Annotated in this window: 18 protein-coding genes; 4 read left to right on the forward strand and 14 right to left on the reverse strand. The window is 33.1% G+C overall.

Annotated elements, in window-relative coordinates; all coding sequences use genetic code 11:
• The first annotated feature begins 15 nt into the window (after positions 1-15).
• Complete coding sequence (locus V1468_RS14980) at positions 16-462, forward strand: sterol desaturase family protein (protein ID WP_331811015.1); 447 nt, start codon at positions 16-18, stop codon at positions 460-462.
• Here V1468_RS14980 and V1468_RS14985 read toward each other — a convergent pair whose 3' ends face one another.
• The 8 genes from V1468_RS14985 to V1468_RS15020 form a co-directional block, all read right to left on the reverse strand.
• The gene (locus V1468_RS14985; protein WP_331811016.1) at positions 463-1026 is read right to left on the reverse strand and encodes a TlpA family protein disulfide reductase; all 564 of its coding nucleotides are present in this window, start codon (positions 1024-1026) and stop codon (positions 463-465) included. It abuts the gene before it with no gap.
• A gap of 11 nt (positions 1027-1037) precedes the next feature.
• On the reverse strand, positions 1038-1709 hold the full coding sequence (locus tag V1468_RS14990) for a Crp/Fnr family transcriptional regulator (RefSeq protein WP_331811017.1): 672 nt from the start codon (positions 1707-1709) through the stop codon (positions 1038-1040).
• 130 nt (positions 1710-1839) lie between these two features.
• Entirely contained in the window at positions 1840-4107 is a 2268-nt protein-coding gene (locus V1468_RS14995; protein WP_331811018.1) for an aconitate hydratase, read from the reverse strand.
• A gap of 328 nt (positions 4108-4435) precedes the next feature.
• Entirely contained in the window at positions 4436-5557 is a 1122-nt protein-coding gene (locus tag V1468_RS15000) for an acyltransferase family protein (RefSeq protein ID WP_331811019.1), read from the reverse strand.
• Between the two features lie 51 nt (positions 5558-5608).
• The gene (locus tag V1468_RS15005; protein ID WP_331811020.1) at positions 5609-6562 is read right to left on the reverse strand and encodes an AAA family ATPase; all 954 of its coding nucleotides are present in this window, start codon (positions 6560-6562) and stop codon (positions 5609-5611) included.
• A gap of 3 nt (positions 6563-6565) precedes the next feature.
• Complete coding sequence (locus tag V1468_RS15010; protein WP_331811021.1) at positions 6566-8008, reverse strand: peptidylprolyl isomerase; 1443 nt, start codon at positions 8006-8008, stop codon at positions 6566-6568.
• Positions 7971-8822, reverse strand: a complete 852-nt coding sequence (locus V1468_RS15015; protein ID WP_331811022.1) for a peptidyl-prolyl cis-trans isomerase — start codon at positions 8820-8822, stop codon at positions 7971-7973. Before V1468_RS15015 ends, V1468_RS15010 begins: the two co-directional genes overlap by 38 nt.
• A gap of 6 nt (positions 8823-8828) precedes the next feature.
• On the reverse strand, positions 8829-10775 hold the full coding sequence (locus V1468_RS15020; protein ID WP_331811023.1) for a peptidylprolyl isomerase: 1947 nt from the start codon (positions 10773-10775) through the stop codon (positions 8829-8831).
• 232 nt (positions 10776-11007) lie between these two features.
• Here V1468_RS15020 and V1468_RS15025 point away from each other — a divergent pair, with 232 nt between their 5' ends.
• Positions 11008-11463 carry an SRPBCC family protein gene (locus V1468_RS15025; protein ID WP_331811024.1) on the forward strand — a complete coding sequence of 152 codons (456 nt, stop codon included), beginning with the start codon at positions 11008-11010 and terminating at the stop codon, positions 11461-11463.
• The gene (locus tag V1468_RS15030) at positions 11453-11695 is read left to right on the forward strand and encodes a hypothetical protein (RefSeq protein WP_331811150.1); all 243 of its coding nucleotides are present in this window, start codon (positions 11453-11455) and stop codon (positions 11693-11695) included. Before V1468_RS15025 ends, V1468_RS15030 begins: the two co-directional genes overlap by 11 nt.
• Before the next feature lie 47 nt (positions 11696-11742).
• On the opposite strand, the gene V1468_RS15035 is transcribed toward V1468_RS15030, so the two are convergent.
• A complete protein-coding gene (locus V1468_RS15035) occupies positions 11743-12882 on the reverse strand; it encodes a lycopene cyclase family protein (RefSeq protein WP_331811025.1) in 1140 nt (379 codons plus the stop codon).
• Between the two features lie 89 nt (positions 12883-12971).
• Positions 12972-13904, reverse strand: a complete 933-nt coding sequence (locus V1468_RS15040; protein ID WP_331811026.1) for a peptidylprolyl isomerase — start codon at positions 13902-13904, stop codon at positions 12972-12974.
• 156 nt (positions 13905-14060) lie between these two features.
• On the opposite strand from V1468_RS15040, the gene V1468_RS15045 reads away from it, so the two are divergent.
• Positions 14061-14486: a hypothetical protein gene (locus V1468_RS15045; RefSeq protein ID WP_331811027.1), complete on the forward strand. Its 426-nt coding sequence runs from the start codon at positions 14061-14063 to the stop codon at positions 14484-14486.
• Positions 14487-14507: 21 nt separating this feature from the next.
• Here V1468_RS15045 and V1468_RS15050 read toward each other — a convergent pair whose 3' ends face one another.
• From V1468_RS15050 to V1468_RS15065, 4 genes are all read right to left on the reverse strand, one after another.
• Complete coding sequence (locus tag V1468_RS15050) at positions 14508-14891, reverse strand: VOC family protein (protein ID WP_331811028.1); 384 nt, start codon at positions 14889-14891, stop codon at positions 14508-14510.
• Positions 14892-15260 carry a DUF1428 domain-containing protein gene (locus V1468_RS15055; RefSeq protein ID WP_331811029.1) on the reverse strand — a complete coding sequence of 123 codons (369 nt, stop codon included), beginning with the start codon at positions 15258-15260 and terminating at the stop codon, positions 14892-14894.
• 30 nt (positions 15261-15290) lie between these two features.
• On the reverse strand, positions 15291-15641 hold the full coding sequence (locus tag V1468_RS15060; RefSeq protein ID WP_331811030.1) for a hypothetical protein: 351 nt from the start codon (positions 15639-15641) through the stop codon (positions 15291-15293).
• An 85-nt stretch (positions 15642-15726) separates the two neighbouring features.
• Positions 15727-16557: an alpha/beta hydrolase gene (locus V1468_RS15065; RefSeq protein ID WP_331811031.1), complete on the reverse strand. Its 831-nt coding sequence runs from the start codon at positions 16555-16557 to the stop codon at positions 15727-15729.
• Positions 16558-16637: the final 80 nt, after the last annotated feature.

Raw genomic sequence — 16637 nt, forward strand, 5'->3', positions numbered from 1 at the left:
CATAACCCAAGTATTATGCAGACTTTTTATTGGATATTAATCTTTTTAGGAACGTTTTTTATCATGGAATTTAACGCTTGGTTTACGCACAAATATATCATGCACGGATTTCTATGGAGCTTACACAAAGACCATCACCAAAAAGACCATGACAGTTGGTTTGAGCGCAATGATGCCTTTTTTATTTTCTATGCCGTAGTTAGTATGGCATGCTTTTACCTTTGGGGCTATGAAGACGTTTGGTACACGCTACCTATTGGCTTAGGCATTTTATTTTATGGTATTGCCTATTTTGTTGTACACGACATTTTTATTCATCAGCGTTTTAAATGGCTAAGAAATATTGATAACAAATATGCAAGAGGCGTTAGACGTGCTCATAAAATTCACCATAAACATCTAGGAAAAGAACATGGTGAAAACTTTGGTATGCTCATTGTACCTTTTAAATATTTTAAATAATTATTCAGCTAGCAATTGATCTAATTGGGCACGAATATTATCACTGTTCCAATCTACAGCACCTGATTTGTCTATAATGATATCTCCTTGTTTATTAACAATTAGGGTACGAGGTATAGACCTTGTAATTAATTCTTTTGGATAATCAGACCTTCTGATATAAACCGGAAACGTGTAGTTATTTTTAGTTTTGAATGCTTGTACTGTCTCAAAACTGTCGGTAGTAATAAATAAAAATTCCACCTTATCACCGTAATCATTATACAAATCCTGAAGACTTGGCATTTCAGCAATGCAAGGAGGACACCAAGTTGCCCAAAAGTTTATTAATACTACCTTTCCTTCAGCTTGCTTCAAATTATAAGTAGCTTTGTTTTCATTTACCAACTGCCAATCATAACTTTCTAGTCTAACTCTTTTATCTGGCGAAACCTCATTTACGGGATTAATTAAGGCGATTCCCTTATGAAGCCATATTTGAATAGATTGTCTCGTTTGCGGAATTATGAGCAATAAGATTAAAATTATAAATATAATATTGCTCTTTTTAAAGTTATTCTTCATTAACAACAAAATTAAACCGAAGTACTGAAAATTCTAATTTGCCTACGATTAAAATCTATAACATCTGCCTCTTTAAGTTCATTCATTAAGATATTTAATGTGGGACGAGAAATTCCTATTAGAGATGCTATATCCTTTTGTGTGTAAGGATGATTAATAATGTGGTCTCCCGTTTTCTCACAATCATAGCCATAATCTGAACAGAGTTCTTGCAAAAATTCCATTAATCGAGTTTTAGAATCTTTAAAGAGTAATAATTGAAGTCTTCGTTCTAACTTTTTAAACTTAAAACCAATAAACTTATATATTCTAAGACCAAAAGTCTTATTGTCCCTCATTAAATCGTGCATTGTATCTACTCCTACAGGACAAATTGATGTTTGATTATCTAAGGACTGAGCAAATTCATCGCGCTTTTCTTCACCTAGAATTGCTTTTTCTCCAAATAATTCCCCTTTTCTTAATATGGCTTTCACCACTTCTGTGCCATCTTCATTATAATAGCCAATTTTCACTTTTCCTTTTTCTATAAGATATACCTTATTGGCGGCATCTTCTTCAAAATATATATAATCACTTTTTTTATAGGCATCAAATGTATGACACGCTTTATACTGCTTAAACTTATGAGGACAGAGTAAATTAAACAAATTCACATCTTCGAGTATCCAGATAGAATTCATGACTAAAGAAAGATTTAATTGAGTTATTAATAAAGTCGCCCCTTTTCTACAATCCTTTCAACTTAAAACAAAAAAAAAACTCTCAGCCAATAACTGAGAGTTTTCAATTTATCTATTAAGCTTAAACTAGTTAAGCATTTTGCTTCTTAATTAAATTAAGTGCAGAACCTTCTTTATACCATTGAATTTGTGCATCATTATAAGTATGATTTAAAGCGATTACATCTTTAGAACCATCTGCATGTACAACTTCTACGTGTAGTTGCTTATCTGGTGCAAACTCATTTAAATCTAAGAAGTTAAATGTATCATCTTCTTGAATTAAATCGTAATCTGCTTCGTTAGCAAAAGTAAGACCTAACATTCCTTGCTTTTTTAGGTTGGTTTCGTGGATACGTGCAAAAGATTTCACTATAACAGCAGCAACACCTAAGTGTCTAGGTTGCATAGCTGCATGCTCTCTAGAGGAACCTTCACCATAATTATGATCACCAACTACAACAGACCAAATACCATTTTTCTTATATACTCTTTGGGTATCTGGCACACCACCATACTCACCAGTTAATTGATTTTTAACGAAGTTTGTTTTCTTATTAAAAGCATTTACAGCACCAATTAAAGTGTTATTTGCAATATTATCTAAATGCCCTCTAAAACGTAACCAAGGACCAGCCATTGAAATATGGTCAGTTGTACATTTTCCAAATGCCTTAATTAATAATTTAGCACCTGTAACAGAATCGCCAATAGGCTCAAAAGGTGTAAGTAATTGTAACCTTTCTGAATCTGACTTTACAGTTACTTCTACATCACTACCATCTGCAACCGGCTCTAGGTATCCATTTTCTTTTACTTCAAAACCTTTTGGTGGTAATTCCCATCCTGTTGGCTCATCTAACATTACTTCTTCCCCATTCTCGTTAATTAACTTATCAGTCATAGGGTTAAAGTCTAATCGACCTGCAATAGCAACTGCTGCAACCATTTCTGGTGATGCTACAAAGGCATGAGTGTTAGGGTTTCCATCAGCACGTTTAGCAAAGTTTCTGTTAAACGAGTGAACTATACTGTTTTTTGGTGCATTTTTAGGATCGCTATATCTAGCCCATTGCCCAATACAAGGCCCACAAGCATTAGTGAATATTTTAGCGTCTAATTTTTCAAAAACTTCTAATATTCCATCTCTATCTGCTGTATAACGCACTTGCTCAGAACCTGGGTTAATACCAAATTCTGCCTTGGTTTTTAATCCTTTGTCTAAAGCTTGCTGAGCAATAGAAGATGCCCTTGATAAATCTTCATAAGACGAGTTTGTACAAGAACCTATAAGTCCCCATTCTACCTCTAAAGGCCAATCATTTGCAGTAGCCTTTTCTGTCATCTCTTTACCTGCAGGTGTTGATAAATCTGGAGTAAAAGGACCATTTAATAATGGGCTTAACTCTGAAAGATTGATATCAATTACCTGATCAAAATACTGCTCAGGATTTGCATATACCTCTGCATCTGCAGTAAGATATTCTCTAATTTTATTAGCCTCGTCAGCAACATCTGCTCTATCTGTAGCTCGTAAATAACGCTCCATTGAATCATCATAACCGAATGTAGAAGTTGTAGCTCCTATCTCAGCTCCCATGTTACAAATTGTACCTTTACCAGTACAAGACATAGATGTAGCACCTGGTCCAAAATATTCAACAATTGCTCCTGTACCACCTTTTACAGTTAATATTTCGGCTACTTTTAAGATAACGTCTTTTGGTGCCGTCCAACCAGATAATTTTCCTGTTAATCTTACACCTATTAGTTTAGGAAACTTAAGTTCCCAAGCCATGCCAGCCATTACATCTACAGCATCTGCACCACCAACACCGATGGCAACCATACCTAGTCCACCAGCATTAACCGTATGCGAGTCTGTCCCAATCATCATTCCACCTGGAAATGCATAATTTTCTAAAACTACTTGGTGAATAATACCAGCACCTGGTTTCCAGAAACCAATACCATATTTATTAGATACAGATTCTAAAAAGTTAAAAACTTCACTACTTGTGTTATTTGCATGTTTTAAATCTGTAGCTGCACCCTCTTTTGCCTGAATTAAGTGATCACAATGTACAGTGGTAGGAACAGCAACTTTTGGCTTACCTGCTTGCATAAACTGAAGCAACGCCATTTGCGCTGTCGCATCTTGACATGCTACTCTATCTGGTGCAAAATCTACGTAATCCTTACCTCTGGTAAATGGTTTTGTAGGTTTACCATCCCAAAGATGAGCATATAATATTTTTTCTGAAAGTGTTAATGGTTTTCCAACAATATCTCTGGCTGCATCTACGCGCTCAGTCATGTTAGAATAAACCTCTTTTATCATATCAATGTCAAAAGCCATAAAGTATATTTAAAGGTTGATAATTATTTTAAATTTAAGTGTCACAAAATTACAAAATAGTAAGGGCTTTTGAAAATATGTAAAGAAATTACCAAAATGTTGAAAATAAATCACAAAAAGTTATTTTTCACATACATTACATTAACTATTAACATCTTAATTGCCATTTAAATAAAAATTTAACAATTCAGCTTATTTAGAATGAATATATATTTCTTATTAAACTTCTATATATAAGCATAGCTAATTAAAATGAGTATTGTTAACGATTTCATTCTAATACTTGATTCGTAACAAAGTATATTTTTTTCTAGTCAATATTAACAGACTATTTACTAACATATTTATCTCTAAGAGACAGTATCGGCCGCTCAAAAAACAGATAGATTATTTGCGCTATAATAATAGTTAATGACAAGAATAAAACTAAAAACAAAACCTTGGCAAAAAAAGATATTTGATCTACTTCATAATATCTCTGAACAGTTAATAAAATCAAAGAATAGTTCACCAAATAGATTGCATACGATCTAGTACTTATAAAATAAAACACATTTTTTAAAATCCCATTTTGTTTTAAATCGATAAAATAAGGAAAAAGCAGTGCACAACTTAACAACACTAAAGGTATATACAAAAAAACATATAACCCTAAATGTGTTTGAGGATACAAACTAAAGTAGTAAATCAGAAGATGAGTTGAACCAAAAACAAATAATGCTATGGCACTAAACAACTTTTTCTTTTGCATGAAGAATGTATTATATTTTTTAATAAAATACACTAAAAGAAACCCAAAATAGATAGCATCTATTCGGTATAAAACTACTTTTCTAAACCCTGAACTCCACTCTTTATAACTAGTAACATTAGCATTAAAATAATAACTTATTTTAAAAGCAAAAAGCGCAATTATCATAGCAAGCGTCAACTTTAAAAACAATTGCTTAAAGTGCCTTTTAAACATAAAAAAAGACAAGTACAGTAATAAAGGGAGCATTAAATACGCATACTCTTCAATAGATAAACTCCATGCTTCTGTAAAAAAATTAGGGTGTGGACTTATAAAGTTTTGTAAAAACGGAATGTAAAGCCATAGGTTTTTTGGTAAAGCATCATCAAGAATTAGCAGTAAAATGACATTAAGCACTAATACCAAAAAATAATTAGGCAATGTTCTAAGCCAACGTCGTTTCCAGAAGATTAGCAAATGTGATAAAGACGTTTTACCTGATTCTATATTCTTTAGTAACAATCCTCCTATTAAATAACCACTTAGCACAAAGAACAAATCTACACCAACAGCTCCTAGTGTTCTAATAAAGGATAAAATGATAGTATTATTATTAGGATAAAGCAGATATGTACAATGTGAAATTAAAACCAAACTAATGGCTATAGACCTAATAACATCTATACCATAAACTCTTTTGGAACGAATTAAAGTCACTTTTTCTTTTTAAAAAGAAGCAAATTACCGAATAATTAAATTCTATTGGACTTAGAAAAGACTTTTTATAATTTTTTCATCCGAAACACCTTCTGCCTCAGCCTTGTAGTTTTTAATAATTCTATGCCTTAAAATACCTATCGCAACAGCTTGAATATCTTCTATATCTGGAGAAAATTTTCCTTTCGTAGCAGCATGAGTTTTGGCTGCTAATATTAAATTTTGTGAAGCCCTTGGACCTGCTCCCCAATCCACAAATTCCTTAACTATATTTGCAGCAGTTTCTTCGTTTGGCCTTGTTTTAGCCACTAAAGACACTGCATATTCTATAACATTATCCGCAACAGGAATACGACGTATTACATTCTGAAAATCTATAATTTCTTGTGCAGAAAATAATGCCTTAACAGAAGTCTGTATGTCTGTAGTTGTAGCTTTTACAACTTCTACTTCTTCCTTAAAAGAAGGGTATTCTAATCTAATAGCAAACATAAAACGATCTAGCTGCGCTTCTGGCAAAGGATAAGTCCCTTCTTGTTCTATAGGGTTCTGTGTTGCTAAAACAAAATACGGTAAGCTTAATTTGTATTGATGACCTGCTACGGTTACAGCCCGCTCTTGCATAGCCTCTAAAAGTGCCGCCTGGGTTTTTGGTGGAGTTCTGTTTATCTCATCCGCTAAAATGATATTAGCAAATATGGGTCCTTTAATAAATTTAAAATTTCGATTTTCATCTAAAATCTCACTACCTAGAATATCACTAGGCATTAAATCTGGTGTAAATTGAATGCGTTTAAAATCTAAACCAAGTGCTTGCGCAATGGTATTTACCATTAAAGTTTTTGCCAAACCTGGCACACCAATTAAAAGCGAATGTCCACCAGAAAATATTGATATCAAAATTTGGTCAACAACATCTTCCTGACCTATAATAACTTTAGCAATTTCCTGTTTAAGAGTTTTGTATTTGTTTACGAAGTTTTCTATTACAGCAACATCAGACATATACTATTCGTTTTTTAACCAATTATTAGCGTATTCGCAATCTCTGTACTCTCCATTAATCTTTACATAAGTCTCAGAAATCACCTGTTTTTGCCATTTTTCTATTGCTCTTACCTGCTTGTCTTGTAGTGCTAGTTCTTTAATCTTTAAATAGTCTCTTGCATAATCAGCTTCATGATCATCAATACGATCTGTTACCGTCATTATTTTAAACTTAATGTTGTTAATTCTGTCCTCATCTTGTATAACCTGACTAACCTCACCATCCTTAAGACCTTGTATTTGGGTGTACATTTCTGTATCCATTTTAGTCAACTCAAAATTAAAATCTTGAGTAGTTGGATTTGTTAAACGACCGCCTTCATATTTAGTTTCTTCTTCGTCACTAAACTCTCTTGCTGCTTCTGCAAAAGTAGTTTTACCGCTTACAATTAATTCTCTAACTTTCTCAATCTTTTCTTGTGCTTTTTGAATAGTTTCAGGAGATAATTCTGGGCGCAATAAAATGTGTCTTACTTCATATTCCTGACCTCTAATTTTTTCTAAATAGATGATATGAAAACCAAAATCCGTTTCAAAAGGTTCTGAAATTTCCCCTTCTTGGAGATTAAAAGCGACATCTCTAAATTCCTTTACCATTCTTGGCTTTTTTCTATTCATGGTTGGTAATAAACCACCATTGTTTTTAGATCCTGAGTCTTCGGAATAGAACAATGCTTTTGTTGCAAATTTGGCACCATTTTCTTCTATATCTTTTTTAAATCCCTTTAATTTATCAATTACCGCTTGTTTAGCTTCTTCTGTAACCTCAGGTATTACAACTATTTGTGCAACTTTTAGCTCTGTTCCAAATGTTGGCCTCTCATCTTTTGGTATTTCATTAAAAAATGTTCTTACCTCTTCTGGTGTTATCTCAACTTCATCAATAACTTTCTTACGCATTTCTTGTTCGAGGTAACCATTTTTGTTTATCTCGTACATCTCATCTCTTAAGGCTTGTTCTGAATCTTTTTTGTAGAAGTTTAATATACCTTCCATATCACCTCCAGTTTGCGCCAAAATACCTTGTAATTGCTGGTCTACCATAGATTTGATATAAAGCTCATTTACTACAATACTGTCTTGGATAGCTTGGTGGGCATATAATTTTTTCTCTAATAGAAGACCAAAAAGCTCGCAACGTGTTACTCCTCTTAAGTCGGCTCCTTGTGCTTCGAGCTGAGCTATCTCACGATCTAAGTCGGACTCTAATACAATAAAATCACCAACAACAGCAGCTACACCGTCAGCTTTTACTCTGGTTGTATTAACTACAGAGTCTTTTACTTTTTCCTTTACAACCTCATCTTGTATAATTTCTTGAGCACCTATTGTGCTTACATACAGAAAACAACAAAGGCTTAAAGCCTTAGTTATAGATTTGAAATTTATTGTTCTTAATTGCATCTTTTGAAATATCTTTTTCTAGTTGTTTAATAAGCTCTAGTTTACGCTTATTAATTACAATTTGTTTTATGGTTTTACTAACATACTCTAATGGCGCATAATCGTTCTGCAGACGTATGTCATTAACATGCATCAAATATAGGTTTATTGAATCTTTGAGCTGTAAGAAATTAGATTTTTTTAACAGTTGCTCTTTACTTTCTTGTGTTACCACAGGAACTTTATCTACAACCTGACTGTATTTTACCCAAATAGAATCATTTAATGAGTACGATTTAAACTGCATAGATATTGAATCTAAATAGCATTTGTCCTTAGCTTCATAACGTTTAAATCTCTTTTTTATGGTGTCTAAATCTATTGGGTTTAACGGAAGACTAATGTACCGCAACTGCAACAAATCATCATTTAATTTAAAGGACTCTTTATTAGATTCATAAAACACTTTGGCTTCCTCTGGATTAACTAAAGTGTCTATATTTTTTTTCACTAGGCCTTCTAAATACGCTTTGGTATATAAATCACTCTTATATTGAGCTACCAGTTTTGAGAATTCTTCTTGCTTTTCTTCAGAAAGATTTAACAACGCACCATCCATAAGCAACAATTGGCGCGCCCAGCGATTAATGTAGCCATTAACAATAACTAAACTATCCTCTCTACTTGTTCCTTCAGGCACCAAGCCTTCTACATCTTCTTTATATAAATATGTTTCATTAACCCTTGCAATGGGCTCTCTATCATCTGTCTTTTTAAAAAAATCACAGCTGAAATGGCCTAAACATATAACTAATATACAGAACGTCTTCTTCAAGAAAATTTATTGATTATTTATTTTTGCCTTTACCCTTTCTAAGGCCTTTTCGTTCACTTCTACCTTAAAGCGTTTATAAAGACTATCAATCCAATTCGCTTCAATCTCATTTTGATAATCATTTATCACGTTACCTTTTGCTTCTTCTAAAGTTTTATGTCCTGCTGGTAGTACAGCTTTAATATTTATAACATGAAACGCGTCGTTGTGGGAATAGATTTCAGAAACACCCTCTTCTATTTTAAGGGTTTCAGGAAGTTTAGGGTCATTTGTATTAAAAATACCTTTTGTAAAAATGATGTTTTTCTTGCCTTGGGTATCCAAAGCTTTTCTTATATCTTCTTCAGACTTATCTTTCTTCATCATTTTAGAGGCTTTCTTAGCAAAATTCTCATCAGCTGAAGTTGCTATCACCACATCTATACGGTCACTCCATTGGTACTTATCTTTATGCTTTTGATAATATTCTTGCAAGCCAACACTATCTTTAGAGGCTTTATTCCAGATTTCCTTTTCCATTAAATCAAACAATAGTAAACCATCTCTATATTCCTTTAGGATATTTGCAAAGTCTTCATTCTCTGACTCTAGGTTATCTTCTCTGTACTGTAGAATTGATTTTTCGAAAAACTTTTCAAACTCTTTGTCTACAACTACAGAAAAGTCTCCCTTTTTGTTTGCATAGTTACGCTGTGCCGACATAAGATGACGGCCAAATTCTGAATAAGAAAATGATTGGTTACCAATAGTAAAGACTGTTTTATCGTTTTCAAAATCTTCTGGCAACCTCCAAGAACGTGTAAAGTAATTACCATCTAATAGCGAAGTAAAATATTCTTTAGCCTCTGGATTGTATGAAATTTGATAACGCTTCTTTAAGGCATCAACCATAGCTTCATTTATAAGCTGAGACCTAGAGTCTCTTTTTACTTTAGACTCTATTGAAGGCTTTAATTCTTCAAAAGATTGAATTGGCTGTAGCTCTATACGTTTAACAATATGCCAGCCATATTCAGATTTAAAAGGTTGACTTATATCTCCATCATTTTTTAAAGCAAAAGCTTGATCCTCGAAAATTGTTGAACTTAACTGACCACTTTTAAAAGCAGATAACTTTCCACCATTTCTAGCAGAACTTTTATCGTCTGAAAATTGTTTTGCTAAAGACTCAAACTTTTCACCTTGTCGTAGTTTTTTATAAATATCATTAATGCGCTCTTCAGGATCTAAAAGTGTATCTTTTTGCTGTAAGGCTATCATGATATGAGCTGCAGTAATGGTTCCTCTAGATTTGCGCTTATCGTTAACCTTAACAACATGGTAGCCAAACTGTGTCCTAAAAGGCATCGAAATTTCACCTTTTGGTGTATTAAACGCTGCTGTTTCAAAATCATAAACCATTTTAAAGGCTGAGAAATACCCCAAATCTTCTAAGAAAATGGTTTTTCCGTTATGCACATCTGCTTTTACAGCATCAAACCCTTCTTGTAATACACGTTCTCTTAATTTTAAAACCTGATTGTATGCATCTATTGTATCCTTTGCATTACCATCTAAACGTACTAAAACATGTGAGGCATTTATATCATAACTATTGCGCTCATAAGCTTCCTTTACCAAAGCATCTGTTACTTTGTTTTCTGAAAGATAATTTTTTGTTAACTGCTTCTTATACCTCAAAAACTCTCGTTGGTATTTTGCATCTTGGTCTAACTTAAGTCGTTTTGCTTCTTTAAGCTTTAATTGATATTCTGTAAACAACTTTAGATAACCATCAACATCTTTTTGACTTTCGTCCTTTACTAAATCTAAATTCTTATTGTAAACCCTTAAAAATTCTGAAGTCATTACAGGTTCTCCATCTACTTTTAGTAACACCTCATCTTTTTGTTGAGCAAAAGATACATTGAGCGTTATTAAAACTAAGAGCAAGCATTTAAATCCAAGTTTCATGTTTATAAATTTTCTGCGTTAAATCTTCCTATTTATCAAATAAAGTCCTCTAATTAGAGGTTGAGCAAAAATAACATAAATCGCTTATTTCGCAAGTTATAGCACTATCTTAATTTGTTAATACAAAACTACATCAAAACAGTTATTACAACTTATAAATAGGTTGAAACGTCGATAAATTAAACTTAGTATAGAGCTTTTATCTATCTTTAATCTTATAGCTAAATTCTAAATGAAATATACAACCGAAATCATTATTGAGAAGCCTCTACAAGAGGTAGCCAAGAAAATGAACTCTGCAGAAAACATGAAACATTGGCAAGAAGGTTTAATAAGCGCAGAGCATATTTCTGGCACTCCTGGAGAGTTTGGTGCTAAAATGAAACTGAAATACCAACTCGGAAAACGTAAAATGGAACTTATTGAGACCATTACAAAACAAGATTTTCCAAATGAATTTCATGCTACGTATACAACGAAAGGAGTTAGGAATATTCAGCAAAATTATTTTGAAACTACACCTGAAGGACACACCAAATGGATTAGTAAAAATGAATTTCAACCAACAACATTTATGATGAACGCTATGTTGTTTTTAATGCCTAGAGCCTTTAAAAAACAGACTAAAAAATACATGGATAACTTTAAAAATTTTGCCGAAAAGGGTATTTCTGTTTCTGATGCGTAAAATAAAATTGATCTGGGACTTTAGAGGTCCTGCCAGCCAAAAAACAGCAGAACATCATTTAATTCATCTTAAAGAATATATTGCTATAAACAAATTAGATATTACCATTGCAGACCTTGAAAGCTTTGGAGATATGCATAATACTGCTTATATGGTTGTTGACGAATCTGAAATGCAACCATTAAGAGATGCTCTAAAACCACATAGAGGACAAGTTTATTTAGATGCTTAGATAAGCTTAGACTCTTAGATTGGTTAGATTACTAAAGTTCTGTAGATTTAAAATAGCCGTTTTAAAAAGGCTTGAATAAATCGTTTTGGTGGCACAGACAAGATAATCTTTAAATCTTCTAACCTTGTAGATTCTTCATCTAAAAACTTAAAGATAGTTTTTACATCTGCTTTTTTAAACATAGATGCAAACAAAGCTGCACCCTCTTCATTATTATTTGCCAGCACGTCGAGGAATATCAAATCATAAAACCAAAATTTTGATTTAATATTAAATGCAAAAAGATAACTTTCTTGCTTTAAAAACATTATAAGTTCTTTAGTTTTTTTTGACGTATTTCTAAAGGTATATCCAGTACTTGCTTTAGTCCAACCACCAGCTGTGCCTATATTAAGTACATGTTTTGAATTTAGTTGAGAAAACTTAAAAGCTGTCATTGGTATGCTACCTTTTTCTTTTTCTTTTATTTCAAAATCATTAATCCCTCTTTCTTTTAGATAGTTTATTATAGCTTCTTCGTATTCTTCAAGTTGAAGCAACTCTTTAGAAAATAAAGTGTATTCAAATAGTGCAGTGTATTTGTCTATTGGTAACACATACATAAAACGTGTATTTCCGTTTTGTGGCACAGTAAAATCCATAAAAGTTGCTGTTGAATCATCAAAGACAGCATCTTCAGTTTTTACAAACCAACCTACAAAGTGTTGCTGAAGTACAGGATACTTTTTTTGATTAACATACAGATTTGCATCATGTATGCTATTAAAAAGTTTAGAGGCCACATAACTTCCTTTACTGGTAATGACTTGTACACAATCGTTAAGCTCAGTAAAATTACGGACCTCATCATTATGAAATGTGATGTTGGTTTTCTTTTCAATTTTTTGCCAAAGTGAATTATAAAAATCTTCACTTCGTATCATTTTATATTTATATGGTAATATGTCTATGTCGCCTTTATAATTATCACTTCCAAAATAGATTTTAGACCAGGTTTTAGTCAATATATCATCCCACTCACCTTCACCGTTTTCCCAAAAGCACCAAGTTCTATCATTGCCTTTTTGCTTTTCTTTATCAATAATTAAAATCGATTTATCATCAAAAAAAGTATCTGAAGCCATACGATAAGCCAACATAAGACCTGAAGCACCTGCACCCAAAATGATGTAATCGTAATTTGTCATTCTAAAAAATTGAAATGCTAAGTTAATAAACATAAAAAAGTCCCACTATTTAAGCGAGACTTTTAATTATTTAAAATCTGAAATACGTCTTATTTTGTATCCATTAATTCTACATCAAAAACCAATGTAGCGTTTGGTGGAATTACACCTCCTGCACCTGCAGCACCATAACCTAAGTCGCTAGGAATTACCAAACGTGCCTTATCACCAACACTCAATAAGCAGATACCTTCATCCCAACCAGGAATAACCTGACCAACACCAACTTGAAAATCTAAAGGAGAATTTCTCTTGTATGAAGAATCGAACACAGTACCATCTGCCAACTGACCTTTGTAGTGTACAGATACCATATTGCCTTTTTCAGCTTTTTTACCATTACCTTTTTGAATGATCTTGTAACGCAATCCTGAAGCCGTTTCTTCAAAACCTGCAGCTAATTTATCTAACTCAGCTCTTGCCGCTTCACGCTCTGCAGCAATACGTTTTTCGCGTGCACCTTCAAAAGTTCTAAACGCTTCAACAGCATTAAATTTTTCAGCAGCATCACCTACTCTTACAATCTCTAAGCTTTCAATTTTATCACCTTGCGCTACAGCATCAACAACATCTTGCCCTTCTACTACGTTACCAAAAACGGTATGCTTACCATCTAACCAAGGAGTTTCAACATGCGTAATGAAGAACTGGCTACCGTTAGTACCTGGACCTGCATTTGCCATAGATAGTTTACCTGGCGCATCGTGTTTTAAATCTGGATGAATTTCGTCATCAAATTTATAACCAGGATTTCCTGTTCCTGTACCTTGAGGACAGCCACCTTGTATCATAAAATCTGGTATAACTCTATGAAAGTTTAAACCATCGTAATATGGTGTACCTTGAGGTTTTGCAGAGTTCTCTAAGTTACCTTCTGCTAAAGCCACAAAGTTACCTACGGTACCTGGTGTTTTTTCGAATTCTAAATTGACTAAGATTTCACCTTTTGAGGTGTTGAATTTTGCGTATAATCCGTCTTGCATTGTTTTTTCTTTTGTTTAAGGCTGCAAAGATACGAAGTAAAGTTGGAAGTGTGAAGTGTGAAGTGTGAAGTGTGAAGTGTGAAGTGTGAAGCGTGAAGTGGGATTTGGGATTTGGGATTTAAATAATTAAACCTAGTTTTGCCAAAATTTAATTTTATGGGTTTATCACTTTCTAAACTATTTAATAAAACTGAAACTTCTGAGGATACTATTGACGCTATTATAGCTTCTATAGAGCATGATGCTTATGGTGTTTCTGATAGCAATGTGCTTTTTTCTGGCCTTAATGAGTTGGGTGGCTATTTCTTTTTTCAGACTATTGTTGTGGGCTCATTAAAGGTGAAGTGTAAAAACGGTGCTCGCTTAACATTTAAAGGAAAGAATTTTGAATTGACCTTAAACTCTGACTCGCTTGAGTTTGAATCTCACCATACTGAAGTAAAAGGACGATTTGTGACTAATATTGATTTTCAAATTGAAGAAAAGGATATTAAATCTTTGCAAAATGCTACCTTATCTGAAATTGTATTGCATGTGAAGAAAAAGGAGTTGTTGTTTACAAAGTACAACTCTGAGAAATAGCCTTATCTACTGTAGTTTTTATTAGACATCGTTATTGACTTCAATCCAATAGCCGTCTGGATCTTGAAAGTAAACTTGTTTTATTCCATCATCTCTGATGTAGTCTTTGTTTGGTGTATCTTTCCAATCGGAATACTCAATATTTAAGGTTTCTAAATGGTTTACAAATGCGTTGAAATCTGTTGTTGCTAATGCAAAATGCACGGCTTTATTGGTCTTTATTTCTGCATTCGGTCTTGGTATTAAATGCAGTTGGGTGCTCTCTGTGAGTTGAAGCCATCTGGTTTTAGAATTTGAGGCTGTATTTTGTATCTCTTTTAATTGAAATACTTTTTGATAAAAAGCAACAGATTGATTGACATCTTTTACTGACAGCGCGATATGATTGAAAGTGAATGTTTGCATCTATACAAGGGATTTAAAACCTCCATATACCATTCTGCTGGCATCAAAGACTAATTTCTCTGGGTTGATTAAAGGTTCTACCAATGCTGCCATTCTTGGATCTTGAGGTACTTTTTGGTTTGCCAGATCTCTTACTTCTTTTGAAGGAAAGACTACCCAACCAAATATAATGTCCTCGTCTTCTCTGGTATTGATGACGTCTGTAAAGGATTTAGTGCCTTCTAGGTGCATATCGTCGCCAACGAACTCTTGGTAGGCTATAGCTCCGTGTTCTTTCCAGATTTCTGCAACTTGCTGTGCTACTTTTTGATATTGATCTAAATGAATATGTTGTATGGGAAATACAAAGCCGTCGATGTAGTTTTTCATTGGTTTTGTTTTTATTTTAGATGGTATGTTTTATTCTTTAACAATTCGATATTTTGGCTTTAGGATGTGCTTCGTATCCTGATTTCTTCCCTGACTATTTATTTTGTTCCCTTTGTTATCATACTGGGCAGGAGTATTTTCAAGTCCTTTCTGAATTGTTACAATTCCACTGACCTCAATTATTTTTTTATCTAGTTTTTTCAAGTCTTTGCATGGTATATTTACTATAAAACCTTTCAAACAAATTCCATCTTTAGTCGCGTCTTTGAGCTCAATATTAGCTTTAAAACTAACCGAATCAATTTTGGTTTCGGAATTTTTAGATTGAGAGCTTCCAAATAAAAAACTAACTAATAATAGCGTCAATAATACTATTCTCATAAAAAAACAATGGCTTATATAACTATCCGTGACTGTTTTAGAGATACTGCTTTTAATATAACACTGCTGTTAGCAATAATGTAAATTATTGTTTGATAGGCTGGTGTATTTTTTCAAATGCGTTATAAACAGCATTGTGCAATGCATCTCCATGTGTTTTGTCTTCTAAAAAATCGTAAAAGAGTTTTGTGTTTTGTGTTTTGCTCTTTTTGAGCTTATTAAACAATTCTTTAGCGGTTCTTTCCATAACTTCTCCTTCTTTTCCTCCAGCTATATAAATGGCTTTTGGGGAAGTGTACGGAACAGGTTCTAGATCTAGAAGTTTTTCATCATCCCACCACAAGCTTGGACTTACAATGATATAATTATCGAAAAGTTGTGGATTTTTGAATAAAATCTCAGTTACTAACAATCCACCTAATGACTGCCCAATGATTGTTTTGTTTGTAGTTGTGTTGTATGTGGCGTCTATAAAAGGCTGAAGTTCTTTTTCTATAAAATCTATGAAAGTTTGTGATTTTCCTGAAGTAGGAAACTCTTTTAGATCTAACTCATTTTGAGATGGATATGTAAAATCTCTTTTTCGATCTACATTACCAATTCCTACAACTATAGACTCTGGCAACATATTGATCCACGAGAAAGAACCAAACTGAACAATCCCTGAGATGTGGATAAAGTCTTCGTCTTTAGAGCCATCTAATAAATAGATTACAGGGTAAGTTTTTAAACTATCTGCGGCATAACCTAAAGGTAAGTATATGTTTAAATCTCTGGTTTCGTTTAAAATCTTTGACTCTATTTTGATTGATTTTCCTATTGTAAAATCTGATTCGCTAATTTTTTCTGGCAAATCTTGCGCAAATGCTACAATAGTTATGAATTGAAATATTAAACCTAAAATACTGTACTTCATGTCTATGTTTATTATTGTTTTTAAATTGTTGGTTATGAGATTACATCCCTTTATATTTTATTACTTTTTACTATGGATTA

The sequence above is a fragment of the Winogradskyella poriferorum genome (assembly GCF_036553625.1).
Lineage (GTDB): Bacteria > Bacteroidota > Bacteroidia > Flavobacteriales > Flavobacteriaceae > Winogradskyella > Winogradskyella poriferorum.